This window comes from Streptococcus hyointestinalis, from assembly GCF_011039275.1.
Lineage (GTDB): Bacteria > Bacillota > Bacilli > Lactobacillales > Streptococcaceae > Streptococcus > Streptococcus hyointestinalis_A.
Genome location: NZ_JAAKGB010000001.1, coordinates 1,675,657 through 1,700,872, shown reverse-complemented (window position 1 = coordinate 1,700,872; position 25,216 = coordinate 1,675,657). Strand labels below are relative to the sequence as shown.

Here is a 25,216-nt window from a genome sequence, read left to right as displayed (position 1 = left end):
ATGCAAGTACAAAAAAGCTTTAAAGGCAAGAAAGAGCTGGGGACGCTCTATCTGGTGCCTACCCCTATTGGGAACCTTGAGGACATGACCTACCGATCGATTACAACGCTACAGACCGTTGATTTTATCTGTGCTGAGGATACAAGAAACACAGGGCTTCTCTTAAAGCACTTTGAGATTGACACAAAGCAAATCAGTTTTCATGAGCATAATGCCTATGAAAAGATTCCTTATCTCCTTGATTTGCTAGCGTCTGGAAAATCGCTGGCGCAGGTTTCTGATGCTGGGATGCCATCCATTTCTGATCCAGGGCATGATTTGGTTGTGGCAGCTATTGAGAAAGACATCCCTGTTGTGGCATTGCCTGGTGCTAGCGCTGGTATCACAGCGCTTATAGCCAGTGGCTTAGCGCCGCAGCCGCATGTTTTTTACGGCTTTTTACCTCGTAAGAAAGGACAGCAGCAAGCTTTTTTTGAGGCGAAAAAAGACTATCCAGAGACACAGATTTTCTACGAATCGCCTTATCGTGTCGTAAGCACGCTGGAAAATATGAAAACGGTCTACGGCAATCGACCAGTTGTCTTGGTGCGAGAACTAACCAAGGTCTTTGAAGAGTACCAACGTGGCACCATCACAGAACTTTTAGAAGCCATCAAAGAAACACCTCTAAAAGGTGAGTGCCTGCTCATCGTTTCTGGAAAAATGCAGAATAAAGAGTCAGAAAATCTAACATCTGATGTTGACCCTGTACAGGCAGTAGAGCAGTATATTTCTAATGGATTAAAGCCAACACAGGCTATTAAGAAAGTGGCAAAAGAGCTTGGCAGAACACGTCAAGAGGTCTACGATGCCTATCATCAGCTAAATAAGTAAGAGAATGCAGCATTTCTCTTGCTTATTTTTTTAGCTGACAAGAGATGATAGATTAGAGAGAAAATTCAGAAAAATAAGAAAAAGTCATTGACTTGCCAAAAACATTGTGTTATATTATCTAACATATTATTTCAGGAGGTCATTTATGAATACTGGTAGTTTAGCATTTATCTTTATCTGTACTGGTTTGGTCTTTTTTATGGTACCTGGTTTAGCTTTCTTTTATGGTGGGCTTGGTAGGCGTAAAAATGTCATCAATACCATGATGATGTGTGTGGTGCCGATTGCCATAGGGACACTGTTGTGGTTTGCAGTAGGTTATTCTCTATCTTTTGGTGGAGATGGGGATTTTATTGGAAATTTCAGTCATCTCTTTTTTAATAACGTTAGTGAGACGACGAGCAGTAGAGGATTAGACATTCCAGATGCCTTGTTTGCCATGTTTCAGATGATGTTTTCCATCATAGCAGTAGCCATTCTAACAGGGGCTGTTGCCGGTCGTATGCGCTTCTTGCCAATGGTGATTTTCATGGTTTTCTGGCTGCTGTTGGTCTACTATCCATTTGCACACATGGTCTGGGACGAGGGTTTTCTTGCACAGCTAGGAACCATCGACTTTGCAGGTGGTGATGTGGTACACATCACATCTGGTGTCTCTGGCTTGGTGTTAGCCCTTATGCTAGGAAAAAGACGCAACTATCAGCGCTTAGAATACCGTCCGCACAATGTTCCCTTTGTGTTGCTTGGAGCAGGGATTCTCTGGTTAGGTTGGTTTGGTTTTAACGCAGGCTCTGCTCTTTCTGCAAATAGCCAAGCCGTTCACGCTTTACTAACCACGCATTTATCAGCGGCTGCAGCTATGTTTTCTTGGATAGTGATTGAGGCTTGCCTCACTAAAAAGGTCTCTCTTGTCGGTGCTTCGACAGGGTTAATCGCAGGGCTCGTTGCTATAACACCTGCTGCTGGTTTTGTGTCCACATGGAGTTCTATTGTTATCGGTCTTGCGGTCAGTCCTATCTGTTATGCAGCCATCTCTGTTTTGAAACATCGCTTGGGCTATGATGACGCCCTAGATGCCTTTGGTTGTCACGGTGTCGGCGGAATTTTTGGAGGTTTAGTGACGGGTATCTTTACCCTACCTAGTCTGGCGCTAGATAAAGAAAATGTTGGGATTATCTATGGTAATGGTCATCTTTTATGGGTTACGATTATTGCTATTCTTGTGACGGTGCTATGGTCTGCGATTGCCACTTTTGTGATCATCAAGGGGATTCAAATCTTTATGCCAATACGTGTCACAGAGCGTGCAGAGGCGATTGGTCTTGATGATAGCGAGCATGGTGAGACCGCCTACCCAACCTTTATGGGATTAGACTCGTAATTTAGAGAGGAGTTGTCAATGAAAAAAGTAGAAGCGATTATCCGTTCGGATAAGTTAGAAGATTTAAAAGACGCCATGACAAAACAAGGGCTTGCTAGAGGGATGACCGTCTCACAAGTCCTAGGTTATGGAAATCAAAAAGGTTTTGCAGAGTATGTTCGTGGTCAAAAGGTCATCCCAGCCCTTCTTGCCAAGGTCAAAGTAGAAGTCGTCACCAAAGACGATGAGGTTGAAAAATTGGTTGCACTGGTGCGAGAAGCCGTCCAAACTGGCGACGTCGGTGACGGCAAAATCTTCATCATCCCAATTGACGATGTGATTCGCATTAGAACCGGAGAACACGGCGCAGATGCCTTGTAGAAGAGTAAGATAAAAAGGATAGCGGTGCTATCCTTTTGCTTTTGAGAAAAATATCACAAAAAACCGCTGAAATCTTTACAAAATTCAGAAAATTGTGTTATAATCGTAAAATATAACGGAGGTATTCTTATGACAATTTATAATTTTTCTGCAGGTCCTGCAGTTTTACCAAAACCAGTGCTAGAGAAGGCACAGCGTGAATTTCTTGATTATCAAGGCAGTGGTATGAGTGTTTTGGAGATGTCTCACCGCTCCAGCGAGTTCGATGCCATTATCAAGGACGCTGAGTCGACTTTGCGTGAGTTGATGGCAATTCCAGACAATTATAAAGTCATTTTTTTACAAGGGGGTGCCTCCACTCAGTTTTCGATGATTCCGCTCAACTTTGCAAAAGGCGGCAAGGCTTATTATCTTGTTGGTGGTTCTTGGGGGAAAAAGGCTTACACTGAGGCGGTTAAGCTCTCTGAGACCATTCCTTTTGAGCCGATTTTACTAGCTTCATCCGAGAAAGACAATTATAATCATATCCCGACTTTTGATGCGTCAGCGATTGACAAGGAAGCGTCTTATGTCCATATCACGACCAACAACACCATCGAAGGCACAGCTATTTATGACTTGCCAGATACCAATGGTGTGCCAATTATCGCTGATATGTCGTCTAATATCTTAGCAGTGCGCTATAATGTCGAGGATTTTGCTATGATTTATGCAGGTGCGCAAAAGAATATCGGACCTGCTGGGGTGACAGTAGTCATTGTGCGTGAGGATTTCTTAAACGACACACCAGCCCTATCAAGCATGCTTGATTACCGCATTCAAGCGGACGCTGGCTCACTTTACAATACCCCACCAGCTTACAGTATCTACATCTCAAAACTCGTTTTTGACTGGGTCAAGGAAATGGGCGGTGTGGACAAGATGGAAGCGCTCAACCGTGAGAAGTCTCAACTCCTCTACGACTTCATCGAGCAATCAGACTTTTACACCAGCCCTGTCATCCATAAGGAAGAGCGCTCTGTTGCCAATATTCCTTTTGTGACCCCAAGTAAGGACTTAGACAGCAAGTTTGTGGCTGAAGCGACTCCGCTTGGTTTTAAAAACATCAAAGGACACCGCTCAGTGGGTGGTATGCGAGCTAGTCTCTACAACGCTTTCCCACGTCAAGGGGTTGTGGATTTAATTGCATTTATGGAAAAATTTGAAAAAGAAAACAGCTAGAAGCTGTCAAGAGAAAAGAGAAAGGCGTTAGCAATAACGAGTGTGGTGCGTATGGTTTTTAGTGTCAGAACCTATAACAATATCAATCAAATCGGTCTCAAAGAGCTGGGCAATCAATTTCAAGTGGACGGTGATAAGGCGGACAATCCAGATGCCTTTATCATCCGCAGCCAAAACCTTCACGGCGAGACTTTCCCAGAAAACTTAAAGGCAATCGCAAGAGCGGGAGCAGGAACCAACAACATCCCAATTGAGCAAGCCACAGAGCAAGGCATTGTCGTCTTTAACACCCCAGGAGCCAATGCCAATGCGGTGAAAGAAGCTGTGATTGCTTCCTTGCTCTTGTCAGCTCGTGATTACATCGCAGCCAATACTTGGGTCAATCAGCTAACAGGTGACGACATTCCAAAGCAAGTCGAAGCAGGGAAAAAGCAGTTTGCAGGTAGTGAAATTTCTGGCAAAACACTTGGTGTCATTGGGTTAGGAGCGATTGGAGCACGCATTGCTAATGACGCTAGACGTCTTGGTATGAACGTCCTTGGTTACGACCCTTATGTCTCTATTGAAGCTGCGTGGAACATCTCAAGCCATGTTAAGCGTGTCAATGATTTGAAAGAAATCTTTGCTAACTGTGACTATATCACGGTGCATGTGCCTTTAACGGATGACACCCGTCATACCTTTGACAAGGATGCTTTTGCTAGTATGGCAAAGGGTACAACGATTATCAACTTTGCGCGTGCTGAGTTGGTGGACAATCAAGCGCTCTTTGATGCCATTGAGACAGGTGTTGTCAAGCACTATGTGACTGACTTTGGGGACAAGGACTTGCTTGGTAAAGAGCATATCACAGTCTTTCCTCACGTGGGTGGCTCAACAGCAGAGGCTGAGCTTAACTGTGCCATCATGGCAGGGAAAACCATCCGTCGCTTTATGGAGACAGGTGAAATCATCAACTCTGTCAATTTCCCACGTGTTGAGCAAGCCTTGGTGGCGCCTTACCGCATTACCTTGATTAACAAAAATGTCCCAAATATCGTCGCTCGTATCTCAACAGCCGTGTCAGACCTTGGCATTAACATTGACAATATCATCAACCGCTCTAAAGGCGATTACGCTTACACCCTTTTAGACCTTGATGAAAATGACCAAGCTAAAATTGACCAATTAGTTGCAAAATTTGAAGCAAGTGATAATATTGTACGTGTACGCTTGATTGAAAAATAAAGCAGGACTTTATTTGGGAAAGGCTATTTCATATGACATCTATCAAGGTTTATAAAACCATCTACATCTCACCGATAGGACAATTGTATCTGGTTGCGACAGATAAGGCACTGATAGGCGCTTGGTTTTTAGGGCAAAAGCACTATGAAGCAAAACTAGAGGACGCTGATGTCCAGCAGAGCACAAACCCAATTTTAGCTGAGGCTGTGTCTTGGCTGGACGCTTACTTTGCAGGAAATAGCCTGCCTAGTAAGCCAGCGTTATCGCCTATCGGGACGCCTTTCCAGCAAAAGGTCTGGCAGGTGCTAGCCAGCATTCCACAAGGTTCTGTCATGACCTACGGTGAGATTGCAGATTGTCTAGGATGTCAGTCTGCTCAGGCTGTTGGCGGTGCTGTCGGTCGTAATCCCTTGTCTATTTTCATTCCTTGTCATAGGGTGTTAAGCAGCACTGGAGAGTTGACGGGCTATGCCGGTGGCTTGGATAAAAAGATATGGCTCTTAGAGCATGAGGGTGTCCAACTGAAAAACAGCCTTTCTTAATCAAAAAGGAGAACACATGTTACAATTTTACCAATACCCACCTTGCACGACCTGTAAGCGTGCCAAAAAGGAGCTAGAAGAGTTAGGACTTGACTTTGATAGTATCAATATCAAGGAAAATCCACCGCAAGTGGAGCAGTTTGAAGCCTGGCTTGCTCAAGGTCGCTTTAAGCTCAAACAGTTTTTTAATACCAGCGGTCAAGTTTACCGTGACCTCGGGTTAAAGGACAAGCTCGCTAGCATGGATGAAAAGGAAGCTCTGACTTTACTAGCAAGTAACGGCATGCTCATTAAGCGTCCTTTGCTGATAAAGGACGGCGAACTGCTTCAGATTGGGCATCGCACAAGTTATCAAGATTTATGGAAGCAATAAGAAAAGACTGGTCACTTGACCAGTCTTTTTAGATGTCAATCTCAAGTACAATAGGGGTGTGGTCTTGGCGGCTACCAGAGTCGATCATATCGGATTTTGTGATTTTGTCTGCGATACGATTGCTAGCTAGCCAGTAGTCAATTCTCCAGCCGGAGTTGTTGATTTTACTGGTCTTGCTGCGTTGCGCCCACCAGCTATAGACATTTGGCACATCACCGTGCATGTAGCGGAAAGTATCAGTAAAGCCTTTACCAAGCAGTTGTGTAAAGCCATGACGCTCCTCGTCAGTAAAGCCAGGTGATCTGCGGTTGGCATTTGGATGAGCAAGGTCGATTTCCTTATGGGCAACATTGTAGTCACCAGTAGCAAGGACTGGCTTTTGGCTATCAAGTTTTTCTAGATAATCAGCGTATTTCTCGTCCCAGACTTGGCGCTCAGCCAGACGTTTGAGACCGTCACCAGCGTTTGGCGTGTAGACTTGTGTGACAAAAAAGTCCTCAAACTCAAGGGTGATAATGCGCCCCTCACTGTCCATGGTTGACGGTGCGTCGATTTCTGGATAGGTGATGATGGGCTTAAGCGTTTTGCGGTAGAGAAACATGGTGCCAGCGTAGCCTTTTCTTGCAGGCTCAACAGATGAGCGCCAACTAACAGTATAGTCTGGGAAATAGTCCTCTAAGATAGTCAGGTGTTTTTTAGTTGGTCCTTTGCTAGAGAGCTTGGTCTCTTGAATGGCAATGATGTCTGCATTTTCCTTAACCAAGGTATCAAGCACCTCACGAGATAGCAGTGCACGAGCGGAGTCGCTCGTTAGAGCAGCATTGAGTGAATCAATATTCCAAGAAATGAGTTTCATAAGCATCCTTTAGTCTTTTTAGCTTTATTATAGCAAAAAAGCACAGACTTTGCCGTGTCTGTGCTTGGTTTTTAAGAGTTGAAAATGTCAATCTTCTCAAAGGCTTTGCGCAGGTAAATAGCATCCCAAGGCAAATGCTCTGCAATAGACAAGCCAACGAGTTCGGTTTGTGTACTCATGTCTTTGAAGATACCAACGACTTGGTCAAGCGTCAATTCACCAACAGCTGCTGGGAAAGCCTCAACAGTGCTCTTTGGATCTGCTGGATAGACAGACCTAAAGTCATAAGGCGAGAGCACATCCAAGTCAAGATGGACAGCAAGCACTTCGATCTTATTTTCTTTTATCCAGTTAAGGATAACTTGGTTATTCTCTTTGAGATCGCTAGGCGTAGCGTAAGCGATTTTATCTAAAACGAGTGGGCGTTCTTCCTCACGGAGGTCTTTGTCAATCAGTCCAGCATACATGACTTTTTGGCTATCAATAGGGCGTTTGACCTTGTCATCAAAGCTCTTAGCGCCTTGTCCCATGAGGTTAGCGAGAACCATCTCATGGAGATGGCTTGAAAAGTCAGGTGTGGCAATGTCTGGGTGGGCGTCCAACCAGAGAACACCGAGTTTGTCGCCGTATTTTTCAGAGAGGTAAGCAAACGGTGCTTGAGAGATAGAGCAGTCGCCTCCAAAGGTGATTACCTTTTCAGGAGCTTTTTGGGCTAGAACATCCAAAACGGTCTGCGTTTGGTCTGCTAGCTCATCATAGCGGTCAATCCCATTCTTAGTTGCCAGCGGAGCATCAAAGTTTGTCGGCACGTCCATTTTAATCATTTCATCCTTTGATGAAGGTGGCGCAATAACGCTCAAGAGCTCCGCACCAAGAACATAGTTGGGATTCATGCCTCCTTGCCATTGTGGCAGGAGTAAACGTAGTGTCGTCATAAAAGACCTCCTTATTGAAGTTTTTGTGTGGAAAAGCGCTCTAAAGCACATGCTTTAAGAACGTTGCATATGCACTAAAATGTCCACGGTTACCTATCTTAACAGAAAGAAAGACAAGTGTCAACCCTCAAAGCTTTAATTGCCTTTGCCCTTTTTCCAAATCATAATGCCAACGCAGCCTTGCGCCATCATGCCAAGGTAGCCAAAAGCTGCGATGGGATTGCCAACAGATAAAAAGAGAAAGAAGCTGAGTAAATCCACCAAAAGCCAGATATAAAAGCCGTCGATGTGCCCTTTGACTTGGCGTTGCTGTGCGGTAAAGGACAGCCCGTTTGTGATAGCGTCTAGGATGATACGTGTCCCACCCATGAGATAAGACACCGCACCAAGACCAATAGTCCAAAAGAAAATAGCAATCAACACATCTCGCACACCAAAGTGCTTATCAACGACCAACTCACCCGCTTCGTTGCGGCGTTTTTGCCAGCTATAGTGTCCGACAAACTCGGTAATCAGGTAGTAGACACTGGTAAACATGTGCCCGTAGACATGCTGGATACCAGCTACTGATATGCTAGCGATATTTTGGATACCATTGGCTTTAAAGGTGTGCTGCCACTGCAAAGCCAGCGTCCATGTCCCGATAAAGCCAAAAATGGACATAATAATAGAGAGGGTGTTGAGCAATGTAAAATCCCCTCTCAAGATAGTCGGTAATATCCCATAGCTGGTAAAGCCAAGTGAGACACAAAAGGCGATAACCGCAAAGACTTTTTCCGTGCGGTTAAAGCGTGACCAAGCGATGTCAAAGGCTTTTTTGAGGGATAAGTTGTTGAGATTGTTGTCTGTTTCTACTGTTTTTGTTACGTCTAGTGCTGTGTTTGTTGTTTCTGTGTCCACCTTAGTCTCCTATTCCTAGCTCTTGCATTTTTTCTTTGATTTGCCCAAAGACTTGTTGCCAATCGTCGTCGCAGGTAATGTCAATATCGTCTGTCTTGATGAGCATTTTTGGGCTATAATCGTATTTGTCATACCATTCGTGATAATGGTTGTGAAGCAGACGATAGTAGTCCTCAAGACCATTGGTTTCCGTCGGTTGCTCATAGCTGCGCCCACGTTTTTTGATATTACTCATAATATGCTCAAAACTAGCGTCAAGGTAGATGAGAAGGTCTGGCGCTTTTTTAGGCATGCCGTCAAGCTCTTCCATCATATTGTCTAAAAGCTCAAGGTAGATACCGTACTCCTGCGTTGAAATGCTGCCTTGTAGCGTGTTGATAAAGGTAAAGAGCGCATCTTCATAGATAGAGCGGTCAAGCACATTGTCATCCTTGTGATAAGCTTTTTTGATAGCTTTAAAGCGTTTGTTGAGAAAGTAAATCTGCAAAGCAAAGCCGTATTTTTCAGGATTTTCATAGTATTTATCCAAAATAGGATTGTCCTCGACAGGCTCAAAAAAAGCTTCAGTTCCCAGTTCTTTGGCTAATTGGGCGGTGTAAGTGGTCTTACCAACGCCAATCATCCCTGCTAATATAATCACGATTGTGATACACCTCCAGTTAATCGTGCTAGGATATGCATCTCCTAACACCAATCTATCATCATATGATGTTTTTTAAAATCTCTTTGCAACAACATATTGTGTTACAAATAAAATTTTAGCACTATATATTGTGTATTGCAAGCCTTGATATTTTTTTATTTTGTGATATACTGATAACCTTTAGTCAAAAAAAGGTGTGACATATTTGTCTATTTTATCGACAATTGTGACAAGTATAAGCAAAACTTAAGCTGTTTTTCGGAAATGTTTAAGCTGGGCTCTCTATACTAGCAAACAACTAATTGTTAAAAAATAAGGAGTTCATTATGACATCAAAACACACCAAACAAACCTTTTCTTTTCGTAAGTTTAAATTTGGCTTAGCCTCGGCGCTGATAGGTCTTGCGACCTTTGGGATTATGGCAGGAAGTGCAAGTGCAGATGAAGCAAGTAGTAGCGAGCCTAGCTCAGCTCTTGTCACTCAAACAAGTGATTCAACGACGACAGATACCGAAGCTTCTACGGCTACTACAGATACTACTAGCATAGATACAACACCAAGCACCAACACAGCAGCTTCTACCGAGTCTAGCAGCACAGCTTCAAATAGCAGTGAAAAAGCAAGTGCAGATTCAGTAGAAACTACTACAGAGGTAAGCACAGATGTAAATGCAGAAAGCGAAGCAAACACCAGTCAAGAGTCTACTACAACAGAGAACACCATAGATACAAGTGCTAGTCCAGAGGAGACAGATAGTGTCACTAGTGAGACAAGCACCAACTCAACGTCAGGCAGCGCAACAGACACTCAGAGTGTCACAGTAAGCGCAGATAGCACGACAACTATCGCTGACAATACCAGCTATGTCATCACAAATGCTGGGACTTACACCTTTACAGGTACGGCAGAAAACAGCTCCATCAGTGTCTCTGAGAACGTCTCTGGTCAAGTGACGGTCAATCTTGACAATGTCAACATCACAAATAGTGCGCCAGCTATCTCTTCACAGGGCTTAGCGACTGTACTTCTCGTGACATCTGGCACCAACAACATCACCTCAACCTCATCTGTTGGTATCAACGTTAGTGGTGACCTCAATTTCGCAGGTGACGGCTACACTGCGATTGCTTCTGGCTCTGGTAGCAACGGTATCTATGGCGACACTGTGACCATCGAGTCAGGGACTTATGTCATCTCGTCTGGTAGTGACGGGATTGAAGCCACGACAGCTATCAACTTGCTCGGAGGTGACATCACTATCATCGCTGGTGGGCAAGGGATGGCAACCATTGACACAGAGGACTTGACCATTGGTGACATTACCATTGATGGGGCAAATCTGACCATCACCTCAACCGACCGTGGTATCCACGCTGGGCACAATTTCACGCTTAACTCTGGAAATGTCTCTATCAAGACGGACGATGAAGGTATCGAGGCTTGGTACTTGACCATCAACGGCGGTACGCTTTATGTGGACGCTGCAGATGACGGACTCAACGCTACGCCAAATGAAAATGCTGGCATGCTAGCGACAGACCAGATTGAGCTTAATATCAATGGCGGTACAGTCTATGTCAATGCTGGCGGTGACGGCTTTGACTCTAATGGAAATCTCACCATTACAGGTGGTACTATTGTGGTCTATGGTGGCTCTGGTCAGGACGGTACCGACACAGCGCTTGACTATGACGGTGAGGGTATCATCACAGGTGGCACGCTGATTGCTGGTTCAGCAAATGCAGCTATGGCAGAAGCCTTTGACAGTAGCTCTAGCCAAGATTTCCTAGCGACAAATCTCACAGCAAGCGCAGGGGAAACAGTGACCATTACAGATAGCGCTGGAAATACCGTTACGAGCTTTACCACACCGATTAGCCTAGCGCACTTGGTTTACTCAAGCGCTAGCTTGACAGACGGTAGTGACTATACTATCAGTGCGGGTAGCAATACTACAACAACGACAGCTACCACAGAGTACACTAATACCAATGCCCCAGGCGGTCAAGGTGGTCCGATGAACGGGCAAATGCCAGGTGATGGCACAACCCCACCAGCTCTACCAGATGGTACGACCCCAAGTGATATGCCAACACCGCCAAATGGAAGTGGAGCATTTGATGGCACAGCTCCAAGCGATGTACCGACTCCACCAAACGAAACGAACGGCACAACGCCGCCTGAGCGCCCAACTGGTGATAATAGCAACCAAGCAACGACTACTCAGCCACAAGCACCCTCTGACGCAACCCCAATAGCCCAAACAGGCAAGGAAGCACCATCGACAAACACGGGTTCACAAAATGCTCCTGCTGATATGATGCCTACAGGAACACAGGGCAAACCTTCTGCCAACTTAGGAGCACCAGCTGGAAATGCTATCGGAGGAGGCTTTGCCCCAAGCCAAATGCCACCAGTAGATGGTAAATCAGCTCCAAGCACCCAAGTCCCAGCTATGCAAGCGCTTAGCCAAGTTGGTGAAGGAGGGTTTACGTTAGCTAGTCAGACAAATTTACAAAAAACTGCAACAGCTAGTCTCCCAGAGACAGGAGATAGCACTGTACACTACGAGTATGCAGGACTAGGCGTCATCGGCTTAGCCACAGCTCTTGGCTTAGCAGGGCTTAAAAAGAAAAAAGAAGACGCTTAATCATAAAAACACCGCTAGAGTTCTAGCGGTGTTTTGTGTCTGAAAAAGGGTTAGTTGATTTTGCGTGCCAGCATAGTGGCAAATCGCAGCTGGATACGGTTGCCGTTTTCGTCTAAGCGGTGAAGCTCACCGACATTTTCATTGTACTTGAGCAACTCCCAGTCTTTGTAGTAGTCTTTGAGCTCGCCCTCTTTGAAAGTAAAAGGAAAAGGCATAGGGCATGGATAATCCTTGGTATCCATAGCGCAGACGATGAGATTGTAGCCACCAACCGCAGTGTGTTCCTGCATATTGTGGATAATGTCAGGAATACGCTTAGCGTCTAGAAACATCAGCACAACTGTGGAGATGATAAAGTCGTAAGTCCCACTGATATCAGCAGTGGCGATATCGTAGGCTTTTGTCGTGAGAGATAAGTCTTCACGGCTGGCAAGATTTTCTAGAAAGGCAAGGCTTTCGGCATTCTTATCCACAGCAGTGACATCGTGTCCAAGTAAGGTCAAATAAAGCGCATTGCGCCCTTGTCCACAGCCCAAGTCTAGCACACGACTATTCTCCTTTAGATAAGGAGCGCTAAAGATAGCCTCAGAGTGGGTCTTTGTCAGGTGGTATTTTTTAGCGAAATAATCCTCTTTTTGGCAATAAAAAGTCAGATAAAAGCGCAGGTTGCTGGAGGCTGGCTTGATACGGTGCCAGACCTGCGGCTCCACAAAAGGAATGGAAGAAGCGCTATCAAAGCGAGCCTCAGACACAACCTCGCCCTCCTCATCCAACTCAAAATAATCCAACATCCCCTCTAAAATCGTGAGTTTTCCCCAAGTGCCGACCTTGGTGTTGTGCATATCTAGGAAAAGCTCTGGAATATCGTCCGCCCCCCAGACAGGTAGCTGCTTGTAGGCAATCAAATCTTTGGAATCTATCATAGTATAGTCCTCTCTTATATTAAACTACTGCCATTATACCAAAATTGCGGGCAAGACGCTTGAAAGCTAAACGGAGATTAACACAAAAAGCCAAGTCATTTCGACTTGGCTTATGTGATATTTTTGACAATTTCATTAAAGGAGGAGATGATAGTGCTCTGTTTGTCTTCTGGTAGGTGGGTTATATTTTCCAGTAGCGTTTCAGGTTTTATCGTATCTTCTGAGAATTGAAAATGGAAAAATTCTTCAACTGTGAGGTCTAAGGCGTCGATAACCTTTTGTAAGGTCTGGATTTTGAAATCATACTTGAGATTTTCCATATTTTGAATAGCTTTGATACCCAATCCTGCTTTTTCAGAGAGTTTTTCTTGACTTAAGCTCTTAGCCTTACGACATTCTCGAATTCTCTTTGCGACATGTTCTTGTAGTTTATTGTGTTCCATAGTGTATCCTTTGTATACTATTTTACTATCTATTATTTATCCGTTTAAGTGTAGTTAAAATATCTAAAATTGATAAAAAGTATGTTGTATAGTATGTATATCTACAAAAAAGCCAAGTCACTTCGACTTGGCTTACTCTACTTGTTTTATAATACTTCTGAGGGCTTTTATAATCGGCTCTCTTTTTTCTTTGGGAAGATGTTCGATGTCTTCGATGAGTTGGTTAAATTCAGTCTCTCGTCGTTGCGTTTCGACGTTGAAAAAGGTGTTGACATCAACATCCAATGCCTTCATAATCTTTTCGATAGTGTCTACCTTGACGTTTAGCTGTTTGCTTTCTAAGCGATAAATATAGTTAAAGCCAAGGTTAGCTTTCTCTGCTAGGTACTCCTGTGTGAATCCTTTTTCCAGTCTTAGGTGTCTGATTTGTTTAGCTACAAATTCTTTTAAGCTGTCATTGTTAGTCATGGTGTCACCTCACTAACTATCATACAGATTTTTTCCGTGAGAGTTACCACCTACAAAAGACTGAATTTATTTTAAAAACATAACACAAAAGTCTGTTTAATGTGCTATAATTAGTTTAGGACAGTCTTTTAAGACAGTTAATGAAAAAGGAGAACCAAATATGTTTAAAAATAAGATTCAGGGTCATGGCTCTATTAAGAAGTTGCGTACTGGTGCGGTGGTATCGGTATTGGCTTTGTCTGTTGTTGGTGTTAGTGGGGTAGTTAGTGCTGATGAGGTTACTAGCTCTGATGTAGCTGGTGTGACGGCTGTTTCTAGTTCAGCTAATACAGCTACAGCAACTAATGGAACAGCTACTAATACAGATAATGAAACGGCTACGGCTAGTGAAGTAGCTAAGACTGAAGAGACTAAGGTATCTGCTGAGCAGGTAGCGGTGGCTCAGGAGAGCGCTAACAAGGCTAATCAGGCGGTTACGGCTCAGGAAGGGGTTGTATCTAGTGCTAGTTCTGCTGTCACTTCACAAGAGGGGGTAGTGGCTGACCTTAACAACCAGATTAAGGAAGCTGATGCTATTAGTCAGGCGGATGTTGATTCTGCTCAGGTAACTGCTAATCAGGCTAATTCTGCTTTGGCTAGTGCTAATTCTGCAGTAGCGTCTGCTGAGGCTAGTGTAGCTGATACTTCTTCTAAGGTAGAAGCCCAAGAAGGGGTAGTAGCTGAGGCTCAGGCTAGTGCTAGTGAGACGGCTCAGGCTGTGGCTGATGCTGAGAAAAAAGTAGAAGCTTTGTCTACTGAAACTGACACTAGTCAACTTAAGCAGGACGTAGCTGATTTGACTACTAAGGTAGCTAGTGACACTGAAAACGTTCAGTCTGCTCAGGATAGCCTTGACGCAGCTAAGTTGGCTGAGACTAACAAGGCTCAGGCTATTGAAGACCAGAAAGCGGTAGTAGCTGGTGCTGAAACTAATGTTGACAAGACGGCAGCTACTTATGCTGACGCCCTTAACAACCAAAAAACAGCTCAGTCTGCTGAAGACCAAGCTAAGTCAGTTCTTGATACGGCTAAGGCTGGTACTCAGGTAACTGAACAGGTTAAGGTAGGCGAAAATACTACGGTTACTGGTGATGGGGTAGCCCTTACTAAGGGTATGGCTTATTCTAGCAAGCTTCGTACGAATGGGGTATTCACTACTCAGGCGTACATTGACGCCATTAAAGCCCTTGGTAATGGTACTGGTAGCGTTGAGGCTGTTAAGGCAGCTATCGCTAAAGGCAGTGAAGCTTTCCCTGTATCTCTTGGCACTTTGGCAGCTGCTGGCTCATTCTCTTATAAGTCTTGGTTGAAGCAAACTAAATATACTTTCGCTGACACTGATAGCACTACTAAGTATGCTGTTGAGGACTTATCCGACGAGCAGTTGACTGATTTGTCCTTGTTCTATGTTGCCTTGGTAAACGATATTCGTGCTAAGGTTGGTAGTCCTCTCCTTACTGTTACTAGTGAGAGCGTAGCTTTGGCTAAGCAGACGGTGGCTGAGATTTTCAAGAATGCTTTTCCTGCTTATGCTGGTATGGGTGATGCTGAGCGTAGGGCTAATGGTTTTTGGAATAGTATGAGTGGTCTTGATATTGATGCTGGACCAGGTCATGTTACGGATAACCCTCTTAAGACTGCTGGTAGGGTAGATGCTCAGGAGGCGGTACGTCGTTCTAGTTCTTCTGACAAAACTATTATTGCACAAGAACCTGCTAACTATGTTCAGTACGCTAATAATGACGGTCGTAAGTTGACTATGGCTGAGTTTAAGGGGCATATCCTTAGAGCAGTAGGGGAACAACTTTATGGTACTGAGGGTAATGGCTTTATTGGAGAGGCTTATGGGGGTATGGATGGCGTTGGACCTAAGGATTTCTCTGCGGCTTTGCGTATTCTTGGGTTAGATGGTAGTGGTTTTACTACGGCAGCTTTAGATTTTGAATTTACAGAAATCTTCAATGGTGCTGTAGACCGTGCAGCTCGTATGCATACCGTCCTCGGCAACTCCCAAGGTACTGCCATTGCCAACCCTTATATGGCTGTCACCAACGCTAAGACGGTTGTAACGCCTATTTATGAGACTGTTACTCGTACGGTGGTTGACTCTGCTAAAGTAGCCGAGGCTCAGACTGCTTATGATAGCGCTGTTGCTAATAACAACACTGCTAAGGCAGCGGTAGCTAGTGCTGAGGAAGCTTACACTTCTGCTCAAGAAGCTTTGGCTAATGCTCAAAAACAGCTTTCTGATTTGCAGTCTGGTACTGTAGACATCCCAGCTTTAGAGCAGGCTCTTGCTAATGCTAAGGCTCAGTTGGCTACTGATGAGTCATCTCTACAGACAGCTAAAGAAACGCTTGCTTTGGCTTTGGCTAGTGCGGTAGATAAGGCTAAGGCTCTTGAAACGGCTAAGGCTTAGCTTGCTCAGGCTAGTGCTGACAATGAGAAAGCTCAAGGGGTACTTACTCAAGAGATTGAAACGCTTGAAGTCCTCCGTAAGGCTCGTAGCGTAGCTGGTCAGGCGCTTGAAGACGCTCAGTCTAAGTTAGCTCAGGCTCGTACTGTGGCTGAGTCTGATAATGCTAAGGCTAAAGATTTGGCTGATAAGTTTGCTAATAAGGCTGGGGTATTGGCTACGCTAAACGCTCAGCTTACCGAGGCTAATAGTAAGCTTGCTGGTTTGCGTGCTGAGTTGGAGACTGCTCGTGACCTCCTTGCTACTCTCAAGGCTGATGCCAATGCTAAGCAGGCTGAGTACCTCCGCTTGGCTACCTTGAAGGCTGAGCAGGACGAGGCTGAGGTTCAGCGCTTGGCTCAAATCAAAGCTAAGGCGGATACTATTATTGCTGGGGGTGGTGTCCCAACACCTGTAGTCAATGAAAAAGGTGAAGTTGTTGACTATGTTGATGGCAAGAAATCAGTTTCATCTGTAGCCCCTACCAAAGTTGTGAAGCAAGCAGGGGTAACACAAGTTGGCGACAAGACCACTTACTCACGTGTAGAGCGTGCCAAGACATTACCAAACACAGGCTCACAAGAGTCATTACTAGGTTTACTCGGTGCAGGTATCATCACAAGTGTAGGTCTAGGTTATGTTGGGAAAAGGAGAAGAGGATGAGTAATACAAGAAAATGTTTGAAAGAGTTACTAAAATATAATCTATCTGTAGAAGGTTTTACAGTAACGAATCAAGGCAATTACCTAAAAGCGGTTAGAGAAAAAGAAAAATACCGTATCTTACCAGTAACTAGGACTATTCCAGTTAACTCTGAGACAACTACAGTAGAAGCAAATAAAGAAACTGTTAAAAAATTCCAAAAGAGAAGTGACCCTAGATACATAGACTGTATAGCTTATGTCATTGGAAAAGTCAATAATGAGAGTGTCGAAGGTTTTGAATTATTCATTATCTCTATTGAGGAGTTTGAGAAGTATGTTCAACCAGATAAAAAAACAGGAGATGTTCTATCTCGAGCTTCAGAACATTATCATTATAATTACGCAAAATACACTACAAAAATCAATGAACTTACTCATGTTTCATGGGTGAAAGCAACTAAATAATGTAAAACCTCTTCCTATAAAAGTGTAGGAAGAGGTTTTGCAATATGATATAATATTTTATGTAGAAAAGTGAAGACGGTGGCTCTTGTTTTCTGAAAGAGAGGTGACGCCTATGGGCAATTCATCAAAATCTGACAGAAAGGAGGTAGCCTAATTTGTCAGTAGCAGAAGCACTACAGGTTATGTTTGCTTTTGGTGGATTCATCATCAGCTTACTAACACTCGTTGTTGCTTTGATTATGCTCAATAGACAAAAATAATCCGTCCAAACTTTGACGAGGTGGAACGGATTATCTTTTGATTGTTCTACAAGTCACCGTCTAAACGGTTCTACATAGGAGTTGAGTTCCCGCTCAACTCTTTTTCATTTTTATTATAACATTATTTACAGAAAGTGCAAAGAGAAAGCAAAAGCCCTAGAAAATACTAGGACTTCAATTTACGGGCAAGACGCTTGAAAGCTAAACGGAGATTACTTATAATAAAGCTATGAAATTTTACTCCTATGATTATGTTTTGAGTCAGATTAGCTCGAGCAACTGGCTTATGCTTGGTTTTTTGATTGTTCTTTTGCTCGCAACTATGGCAATGTCTGTGCAGGCTTATCGACACAAAAAGGACAGTAAATATCGTGAGCTGGTGATTATCCTTGTGCTGACAACGGTGCTTATGGCATGTATCAGTATCAGTAATTTCCAGACCAATAGCGCCTCGGACAATCAATACCGCACGTCGCTTCACTTTATCGAGGTAGTCTCAAAGGAGCTGGGTGTGGATAAGTCTAAAGTCTATGTCAATACTTCGGCTGCGACAGATGGGGCTATTCTCAAGGTCGGCAATCAATTTTACCGAGCCATCTCAGGCAGTGAGACGGACGCATATTTGTTGGAAAAGCTAGAGTTGGTGAGTAGTGACGTGGAGCTTGTGGAGGTGGATAAATGACGCTGAATTACCTAGATGTAGCCATTAAGCTGGCTATTGGTTTGCTGTCTTTGATTTTGGTTATCAATATCTCTGGCAAGAGCAATCTAGCGCCGACCTCTGCTAGTGACCAGATTCAAAACTATGTGCTGGGTGGTATTATCGGCGGTGTGATTTACAGTCCAGCTATTTCTATCTTGCAGTATTGCATTATTCTCCTCATCTGGACGGTTTTGGTCTTGTCCCTCAAGTGGCTCAAAACCAACTCCTCTCTTGTCAAGCAGGTGGTGGATGGTAAGCCCATTGTCCTCATCAAGCGAGGGGTGCTGGATGTAGAGGCTTGTCGCAGTGCGGGCTTATCTGCGTCTGATGTGGCGCTCAAACTCCGTGGGCAAGGCATTTTCAAAATCAAGGATGTCAAACGTGCGGTGCTGGAGCAAAACGGTCAGCTCATCGTGGTGCAGGCGGGCGAGGAAAATCCCAAGTACCCACTGGTGACAGATGGCGTTATTCAGCAGGATATTTTGGACAGTATGGATAAGAGCGAGAGCTGGCTTCTGGATAAGCTAGAAGAAGCGGGCTACACTGATGTGTCTCAGATTTTCATTGCTGAGTATAGCAATGGTCAACTCGATGTCGTCTCTTATGATTAAATAACCTCAGCATTCAAGCTGAGGTTATTTTTAGTCAATCGTGTAATCTGGTGCGCCTGTAGTCAGGTGGTGAATGTCACCTGTGACACCGAGTTCGTCAGCTAGCAGTTGCTTGAGTGCTTCCATGGCAGCTCTAGCACGCTCTGCTTGCTCTTGGTTGATAGCTTCGATAACAAGGATAGCGTCTTTTGTCTCCTCAGTTAGCATGGTACGCTTGGCTTCCCGCCAGTTGAGGCAACGGCAGATAGCACCCTCCTCATCGTAGTAGATGAGTTCCTCAGGAAGAGCAGGAGCGTCTTTTTCTGCGCCAAGCGGGAAGAAAGGCTCGCCACCTTTGGCTTTTCCAAGGTGCAAATCACCTTGGATCTTTTCCAAGTCCTCACCCCCACAAGGCAGACCATAGCTTAGCGAGATGCTGTTGTAGAGGTCAACAAGCGGATTGATTGGGTTAAAGCGCTTGCCTTGGCTAACTCTTTTGAGCAACGCTTCAATAGATGACCTTGCCCCTTTTTTGGTTTTGAATTTGGTAAAAGCTTCACGCCATTCTTGGATGACTGTGTTTGATGTGAAAGGCTCTTCGGTGATGAAATGCTCAGCTTTCTTGCTCGCCTTATCTAGAAGCTCCTGAAAATGTAGGTCTTTTGACTCGTCAATGTGATTGTCTAGCCCCTTAACCACAAGGATACTAATCTGTGCTTCTGGAAAGAGTTCCCAAAAAGTGCTATCGATTTTGACTTGCATATATTTACCTCTCTTTTATAATTATAAATCAACTTTATTATAGCACATCAGTTGCAAAATGCAAGGCTTGGTTTTTTTCTATCTCGCAAAATCCTAGTTTCTATGGTATAATAAGGTGCTATAGCAGTTAGCTGACTTTCGTAGTCAGCCAACAAAACAAGCTCATTTGCTTGGAAAGGATTTATCATGACTGAAAAGAAATCATTTTACATTACGACTCCGATTTATTACCCATCTGGTAAGCTCCACATCGGCTCTGCCTACACGACCATTGCCTGCGATGTACAGGCTCGCTACAAGCGTCTTTTGGGATACGATGTTTATTATCTCACTGGGCTTGATGAGCATGGGCAAAAGATTGAGCAAAAAGCCAAGGAAGCAGGCATTGACCCGCAGACTTATGTGGATGGCATGGCTGAGAGTGTCAAAGAGCTCTGGAAATTGCTGGACATTTCCTACGATGTCTTTTATCGTACGACCAATCCTGAGCACGAAAAGGCTGTTCAGCGCATTTTTGAGAAATTGCTAATGCAGGACGACATCTATCTGGGTGAGTATGCAGGCTGGTACTCTGTCTCAGACGAGGAGTTCTTCACTGAAAGCCAGCTGGCTGAGGTTTTCCGTGATGAAAATGGCAAGGTGACTGGCGGGATTGCCCCAAGTGGTCACGAGGTGGAGTGGGTCTCTGAGGAGTCTTACTTCTTCCGTATGGGCAAGTATGCTGACTGGTTATTAAACTTCTACAAGGAACACCCAGACTTCATCACGCCAAATAGTCGTATGAATGAGATGATTAAAAACTTCATCGAGCCAGGCTTAGAGGACTTGGCGGTTTCTCGTACCAGCTTTACTTGGGGTGTGCCTGTGCCAAGCAATCCTAAGCACGTCATGTACGTCTGGATGGACGCCCTCTTTAACTACTACACAGCGCTTGGTTTTGAAAATGATCTTGAAAACCGTGTGGACAAGTTCTGGCCAGCAGACATTCACATGGTCGGCAAAGATATCCTGCGTTTCCACTCTATTTACTGGCCAATCTTCCTCCACGCTCTAGGACAACCTATTCCAAAACGCTTGGTAGCACACGGCTGGTATGTCATGCAAGATGGAAAGATGTCTAAGTCTAAAGGAAATGTCGTCTATCCAGAAATGCTGGTGGAGCGCTACGGACTTGACCCGCTTCGCTACTATCTCATGAGAAGTCTACCTGTAGGCTCTGACGGTACCTTCACACCAGAGGACTATGTTGGTCGTATCAACTACGAGCTGGCAAATGACCTCGGCAACCTCCTCAACCGTACGGTGGCTATGGTCAATAAATACTTTGACGGCAAGGTGCCTGCTTTTGCGTCTGGTGTAACAGCCTTTGACGACAGCCTTGAGACAGAAATCGCTAGCCAATTAGCTACTTACCACAATGAAATGGAAGCCGTAGACTACCCACGTGCGCTCGAAGCTATCTGGGCAATCATCTCTCGCACCAACAAATACATTGACGAGACAGCACCTTGGGTCTTGGCAAAAGACGAGGACAAACGTGACGAGCTGGCTGCGGTTATGAGCCACTTGGTGGCAAGCTTACGCGTGGTAGCGCACCTCATTCAGCCATTTATGATGACAACATCAAACGCCATCATGACACAGCTAGGTCTACCAGAAGTAACTAGCCTTGAAAACTTGGCGCTTAGCGACCTGCCAGAAGGTCTTACTGTCGTTGCCAAAGGAACGCCAATCTTCCCACGTCTTGACATGGACGAGGAAATCAGCTACATCAAAGAGCAAATGGACGCTGGCAAACCCGCTCAAGAAAAAGAATGGGTGCCAGAAGACGTCGAGCTCCTCGAAAACAAAGCGCAAATCAAGTTTGAGGACTTTGACAAGGCAGAAATCCGTGTGGCAGAGGTTATCGACTGTCAAAAAGTCGAAGGCTCTGACAAGCTCCTCCAGTTCCGCTTGGACGCAGGAGACAGTGAACACCGCCAAATCCTCTCTGGTATCGCAAACTTTTATCCAAATCCAGAGGAGCTGATTGGGCTTAAAGTGCAAATCGTTGCCAACCTCAAACCACGCAAAATGATGAAAAAATATATCAGCCAAGGCATGATTCTCTCTGCTGAGCATGAGGGTAAACTGACCCTGCTCACTGTGGATAAGTCTGTACCAAACGGCAGTATTATTGGTTAAATAAAAGCTTAAGATTATCTCAAGCTTTTTTCGTTAAAAAATAATAGGAAAATAAGACAATATTTACTTTCATTTAAGATGATGGTGCTAATCTATAAGTTAATGAGTTTTTAAAAAATGCAATAAGGAGAAGAAAGTGTTAAAAATTTTATCCAAAGAAGCCTATCAAGAAGCTAGCAAGAACTACACAGAGCGCTCTTTTATGCAGACGGTGGAAATGGCAGAGCTGCTTGAGCGCCGTGGTTTTAAGGTCACTTATCTTGGTTGGGTGCGTGACGGTGAGGTGACCGTGTCAGGTATCCTCTACACTATGCCTGAGACAGGTGGTCTTCGTATGGAGGTCAACTCCGGTCCAGGCTCCTCCAAGCCAGAGGATTTAAAGCATTTTTACAGTGCTCTGCGTGATTATGCCAAGGCAAATGGGGCGCTAGAGCTTATCATCAAGCCCTACGACACTTATCAGACCTTTGATAGCAACGGTCAAGCGATCAGCGAGGAGAGAAAAGAGTTGATTGCTGACCTGACGGACCTAGGTTATGCGTTTGATGGCTTGCAGACGGGCTATCCGGGTGGTGAGCCAGACTGGCATTATGTCAAGGACTTGACTGGCTTGACAAAGGAGACCCTGCGCAAGTCCTACAGCAAAAAAGGGCGTCCTTTGGCAAATAAAACCAGCTCTTTTGGTATCAAAGTGCGGACTCTTACACGTGACGAGCTGTCTATCTTTAAGGAAATCACCTCATCGACCTCAGAGCGCCGTGAGTACAAGGACAAGTCTCTAGACTACTACCAAGACTTTTACGATAGCTTTGGCGATAAGGCGGAGTTTGTGGTGGCAACGCTCAATTTCAAAGACTATCTAGCCCATCTCCAAAAAGATATGGCGACTCACCAAAAAGAGCTAGATGAGGTCAATGAAAAGTTGGCAGAAAATCCCGACTCAGCCAAGCAAAAGAAACTAAAAACTCAGCTAGAAAAGCAGTTAGCCACTTTTGAGACACGAGTGGAGGAGGCAAAAGCTTTTATCGACAAGTATGGTGAGGAGGATGTGGTTCTAGCTGGCAGTCTCTTTATCTACACACCGCAGGAAGTCGTCTATCTCTTTAGCGGATCCTACACGGAGTTCAATAAATTTTACGCTCCCGTGGTCTTGCAAGAGCATGTCATGACAAAAGCCATCGAAAAAGGTATTCCATTTTATACCTTCCTAGGCATTCAAGGTATCTTTGATGGGAGTGACGGGGTTCTGCGCTTTAAGCAAAATTTCAACGGCTATATCGTGCGCAAAATGGGGACTTTCCGCTATTATCCAAAACCAATGAAATACAAGATGATTAAAGGCGTCAAAAAACTGCTCAGACGTTATTAGACACCAAAAAATCCCAGTTTCAACTGGGATTTTTTCTATGCTTGGAAATAAGTCATATTTTTCAGACTTTGGCGTAATTTTGGGATAATGAGACTGATAAGAAGGATTTTCACCAGCTCAACAGGGATAAATGGTACAAATCCTGCTAGGATACTTGCTGTCCAAGTTAAGTGCCCGAGGTAATGCAGGGATATAATCCCGCAGACAAAGAGACACAAATCGCCAAGGACATTGGCACCAAAGAGCATGACGATGTTTGTCTTAGGAAGGAGACTAGTCACCAAGGCATAAAGGAGAAAGCCCCAGATAAAGCCAGAGTTGGGACTGGCTAGAGTGGCAATCCCAGACCCACCGCCTGCAAAAACAGGTAGTCCAATAGCACCAAGCAGGATGTAAAGTGCGACCGCAAGAAGGGCTTCACGCCACTTCAAGAGACTAGCGACCAGCCCAACGGCAAATGTCTGCAAGGTAATCGGCGTTGTTCCGATAGGAATGGTCAACTGTGAGAGAACAGCTAAAATAGCTGTTGAGACACTAATCATCAGTAGTCGGTAAATAGTAGGCATGTAAATCTCCTTTATATATCTATTAGAACAGATCAAAGATCAGTTTGATGTTTAAAAAGGTCAGAACGGTCGCCACCGCATAGGCAATGACAGTGTTCCATTTGGCATTGGTGAATTCTCCCATGAGCTTTTTATTAGATGTAAAATAAATCAATGGGAAAATGGAGAATGGCAGAGCCACCGATAGGAAAACTTGTGAGTAGACAATGAGCTGGTCAAGCACGGTTTCCTTGTCACCAAAGAGGATAGCTGCGATGATGACAGGAAGTAGCGCAAGCAAGCGTGTTGTCAGGCGGATGAGCCATTGAGGCATCTTGAGATGTAAGAACCCTTCCATGACGATCTGTCCCGTCAGTGTCCCTGTGATGGTTGAGTTTTGCCCACTAGCTAAGAGTGCAATGGCAAAAAGTGTAGAGAGCAGGCTACTTGCGACGCTTCCAGCGATAGTGCTGTCTGAGAGGGCATTGTACATCTGCGCAAAAGCGCTAATCTGGCTAGCATGCCCATAAAAGAGCGAAGCCCCTAAGATGAGCAAGAGCGAATTAACGATGAAAGCCATAGACAGCTGGAGGTTTGAGTCCCAAGTCATAAATTTCACCGCTTGCTTGATGGACTCAGGCTTGTCATAGTCAACCTTGCGGGTCTGCGAGATAGAAGAGTGCAGGTAGAGATTGTGCGGCATAACAGTCGCACCGATAATCCCTAGAGCTAGTGTCAGCTTGGTATTACCAGCGACAACTTGACTACTATCAAAGACCGACAAGCTTGGGATATAACCCATCAAAATCCCCGAAACGCTAGGTTTTGAGATGACGGTCAGATAGATGAAAATGACTAAAATAGTCAAAATAAGTGTCGAGACGATTGCTTCAATCTTGCGAAAGCCCATTTTCATGATAGACAGTAACAAAAAGACGTCTAATATCGTGATGAAAATAGAAAAGAGCAGTGGCCAGCCAAAGAGCAGGTGCAGAGCTATCCCTGAGCCGATAACCTCGGCAAGGTCAGTCGCCATCAGTGCCAACTCCAAGATGACAAAGAGAATATAGCGAATGCCTCGTGGCAGGTGATTGGCAGTGGCTTGTGCTAGGTCTTGGCGCGTGACGATACCCAGTTTTCCTGCCATTTGCTGCAGTTGCATTGCCATCAGTGATGACAAAAGCACCACAGAGAGCAGGAGATACTTGTAGCTAGCGCCCCCCACGACACTGGTAATCCAGTTACCTGGATCCATGTAGCCAACGGCAACCAGTGCCCCAGGTCCTAAAAAGGCACGCAAAGTCCGCCAGAAAGAGGCGTTTTTAGGGACATCAATACTTTGATTGACCTCACTAAGAGAAATTTTTGACGCCGTGTGATGAGATTTCATAAAACTTCTTTCTA

General features: G+C 44.7%; 26 protein-coding genes. 16 read left to right on the top strand and 10 right to left on the bottom strand.

The features are described from left to right. The 7 genes from rsmI to G5B60_RS08410 all read left to right on the top strand — a co-directional run bounded on the left by rsmI (position 1) and on the right by G5B60_RS08410 (position 5,977). Complete coding sequence (gene rsmI, locus G5B60_RS08440) at positions 1-873, top strand: 16S rRNA (cytidine(1402)-2'-O)-methyltransferase (RefSeq protein WP_164683612.1); 873 nt, start codon at positions 1-3, stop codon at positions 871-873. Between the two features lie 145 nt (positions 874-1,018). Further along, positions 1,019-2,254 carry an ammonium transporter gene (locus G5B60_RS08435; protein ID WP_164683611.1) on the top strand — a complete coding sequence of 412 codons (1,236 nt, stop codon included), beginning with the start codon at positions 1,019-1,021 and terminating at the stop codon, positions 2,252-2,254. A gap of 18 nt (positions 2,255-2,272) precedes the next feature. Next, positions 2,273-2,614 carry a P-II family nitrogen regulator gene (locus G5B60_RS08430; protein ID WP_164683610.1) on the top strand — a complete coding sequence of 114 codons (342 nt, stop codon included), beginning with the start codon at positions 2,273-2,275 and terminating at the stop codon, positions 2,612-2,614. Positions 2,615-2,743: 129 nt separating this feature from the next. After that, positions 2,744-3,835 carry a 3-phosphoserine/phosphohydroxythreonine transaminase gene (gene serC, locus G5B60_RS08425; protein WP_164683609.1) on the top strand — a complete coding sequence of 364 codons (1,092 nt, stop codon included), beginning with the start codon at positions 2,744-2,746 and terminating at the stop codon, positions 3,833-3,835. Positions 3,836-3,886: 51 nt separating this feature from the next. Further along, the gene (locus G5B60_RS08420) at positions 3,887-5,062 is read left to right on the top strand and encodes a phosphoglycerate dehydrogenase (RefSeq protein ID WP_164683608.1); all 1,176 of its coding nucleotides are present in this window, start codon (positions 3,887-3,889) and stop codon (positions 5,060-5,062) included. A 32-nt stretch (positions 5,063-5,094) separates the two neighbouring features. Beyond that, positions 5,095-5,604, top strand: coding sequence for a methylated-DNA--[protein]-cysteine S-methyltransferase (locus G5B60_RS08415; RefSeq protein WP_206225092.1), 510 nt, complete (start codon positions 5,095-5,097; stop codon positions 5,602-5,604). 16 nt (positions 5,605-5,620) lie between these two features. Then, positions 5,621-5,977 carry an arsenate reductase family protein gene (locus G5B60_RS08410; RefSeq protein WP_164683607.1) on the top strand — a complete coding sequence of 119 codons (357 nt, stop codon included), beginning with the start codon at positions 5,621-5,623 and terminating at the stop codon, positions 5,975-5,977. Positions 5,978-6,005: 28 nt separating this feature from the next. On the opposite strand, the gene G5B60_RS08405 is transcribed toward G5B60_RS08410, so the two are convergent. The 4 genes from G5B60_RS08405 to G5B60_RS08390 all read right to left on the bottom strand — a co-directional run bounded on the left by G5B60_RS08405 (position 6,006) and on the right by G5B60_RS08390 (position 9,308). Beyond that, a complete protein-coding gene (locus G5B60_RS08405) occupies positions 6,006-6,833 on the bottom strand; it encodes an exodeoxyribonuclease III (protein ID WP_164683606.1) in 828 nt (275 codons plus the stop codon). Between the two features lie 71 nt (positions 6,834-6,904). Then, complete coding sequence (locus G5B60_RS08400) at positions 6,905-7,768, bottom strand: arginase family protein (protein WP_164683605.1); 864 nt, start codon at positions 7,766-7,768, stop codon at positions 6,905-6,907. A 135-nt stretch (positions 7,769-7,903) separates the two neighbouring features. Then, entirely contained in the window at positions 7,904-8,668 is a 765-nt protein-coding gene (locus G5B60_RS08395) for a nicotinamide mononucleotide transporter family protein (RefSeq protein WP_164683604.1), read from the bottom strand. A 1-nt stretch (position 8,669) separates the two neighbouring features. Beyond that, positions 8,670-9,308 carry a deoxynucleoside kinase gene (locus G5B60_RS08390; protein ID WP_164683603.1) on the bottom strand — a complete coding sequence of 213 codons (639 nt, stop codon included), beginning with the start codon at positions 9,306-9,308 and terminating at the stop codon, positions 8,670-8,672. A 329-nt stretch (positions 9,309-9,637) separates the two neighbouring features. Here G5B60_RS08390 and G5B60_RS08385 point away from each other — a divergent pair, with 329 nt between their 5' ends. After that, complete coding sequence (locus G5B60_RS08385; protein WP_164683602.1) at positions 9,638-11,962, top strand: carbohydrate-binding domain-containing protein; 2,325 nt, start codon at positions 9,638-9,640, stop codon at positions 11,960-11,962. 50 nt (positions 11,963-12,012) lie between these two features. Here G5B60_RS08385 and tehB read toward each other — a convergent pair whose 3' ends face one another. The 3 genes from tehB to G5B60_RS08370 form a co-directional block, all read right to left on the bottom strand. Then, on the bottom strand, positions 12,013-12,885 hold the full coding sequence (gene tehB, locus G5B60_RS08380; RefSeq protein ID WP_164683601.1) for an SAM-dependent methyltransferase TehB: 873 nt from the start codon (positions 12,883-12,885) through the stop codon (positions 12,013-12,015). Positions 12,886-12,995: 110 nt separating this feature from the next. Continuing rightward, positions 12,996-13,328 (bottom strand): helix-turn-helix domain-containing protein, encoded by a 333-nt coding sequence (locus G5B60_RS08375; protein WP_164683600.1) that lies wholly within the window; start codon positions 13,326-13,328, stop codon positions 12,996-12,998. Between the two features lie 132 nt (positions 13,329-13,460). After that, on the bottom strand, positions 13,461-13,796 hold the full coding sequence (locus G5B60_RS08370; protein WP_164683599.1) for a helix-turn-helix domain-containing protein: 336 nt from the start codon (positions 13,794-13,796) through the stop codon (positions 13,461-13,463). 160 nt (positions 13,797-13,956) lie between these two features. Between G5B60_RS08370 and G5B60_RS08365 the strand changes: the two genes are divergently transcribed. The 6 genes from G5B60_RS08365 to G5B60_RS08345 all read left to right on the top strand — a co-directional run bounded on the left by G5B60_RS08365 (position 13,957) and on the right by G5B60_RS08345 (position 18,973). Then, positions 13,957-16,254 (top strand): SEC10/PgrA surface exclusion domain-containing protein, encoded by a 2,298-nt coding sequence (locus G5B60_RS08365; RefSeq protein ID WP_241154525.1) that lies wholly within the window; start codon positions 13,957-13,959, stop codon positions 16,252-16,254. 144 nt (positions 16,255-16,398) lie between these two features. Further along, positions 16,399-16,953: an LPXTG cell wall anchor domain-containing protein gene (locus G5B60_RS11485; RefSeq protein WP_241154524.1), complete on the top strand. Its 555-nt coding sequence runs from the start codon at positions 16,399-16,401 to the stop codon at positions 16,951-16,953. Then, complete coding sequence (locus tag G5B60_RS08360) at positions 16,950-17,399, top strand: hypothetical protein (protein ID WP_164683598.1); 450 nt, start codon at positions 16,950-16,952, stop codon at positions 17,397-17,399. The genes G5B60_RS11485 and G5B60_RS08360 overlap by 4 nt, the downstream gene beginning before the upstream one ends. 155 nt (positions 17,400-17,554) lie before the next feature. Further along, positions 17,555-17,659 (top strand): putative holin-like toxin, encoded by a 105-nt coding sequence (locus G5B60_RS08355; protein ID WP_241154523.1) that lies wholly within the window; start codon positions 17,555-17,557, stop codon positions 17,657-17,659. 229 nt (positions 17,660-17,888) lie between these two features. Then, positions 17,889-18,341, top strand: a complete 453-nt coding sequence (locus G5B60_RS08350) for a DUF3290 domain-containing protein (protein ID WP_164683597.1) — start codon at positions 17,889-17,891, stop codon at positions 18,339-18,341. Then, entirely contained in the window at positions 18,338-18,973 is a 636-nt protein-coding gene (locus G5B60_RS08345) for a DUF421 domain-containing protein (protein ID WP_164683596.1), read from the top strand. Before G5B60_RS08350 ends, G5B60_RS08345 begins: the two co-directional genes overlap by 4 nt. A 30-nt stretch (positions 18,974-19,003) precedes the next feature. Here the strand turns inward: G5B60_RS08345 and G5B60_RS08340 are convergent, their stop codons facing one another. Further along, entirely contained in the window at positions 19,004-19,714 is a 711-nt protein-coding gene (locus tag G5B60_RS08340; RefSeq protein ID WP_164683595.1) for a B3/B4 domain-containing protein, read from the bottom strand. 186 nt (positions 19,715-19,900) lie between these two features. Between G5B60_RS08340 and metG the strand changes: the two genes are divergently transcribed. After that, the gene (metG, locus tag G5B60_RS08335; protein WP_164683594.1) at positions 19,901-21,898 is read left to right on the top strand and encodes a methionine--tRNA ligase; all 1,998 of its coding nucleotides are present in this window, start codon (positions 19,901-19,903) and stop codon (positions 21,896-21,898) included. A 136-nt stretch (positions 21,899-22,034) separates the two neighbouring features. After that, positions 22,035-23,267, top strand: coding sequence for an aminoacyltransferase (locus G5B60_RS08330; RefSeq protein WP_164683593.1), 1,233 nt, complete (start codon positions 22,035-22,037; stop codon positions 23,265-23,267). A gap of 35 nt (positions 23,268-23,302) precedes the next feature. On the opposite strand, the gene G5B60_RS08325 is transcribed toward G5B60_RS08330, so the two are convergent. Beyond that, positions 23,303-23,833 (bottom strand): biotin transporter BioY, encoded by a 531-nt coding sequence (locus G5B60_RS08325; RefSeq protein WP_164683592.1) that lies wholly within the window; start codon positions 23,831-23,833, stop codon positions 23,303-23,305. A gap of 22 nt (positions 23,834-23,855) precedes the next feature. Next, complete coding sequence (locus G5B60_RS08320; protein WP_164683591.1) at positions 23,856-25,202, bottom strand: Nramp family divalent metal transporter; 1,347 nt, start codon at positions 25,200-25,202, stop codon at positions 23,856-23,858. Positions 25,203-25,216 lie beyond the last annotated feature (14 nt).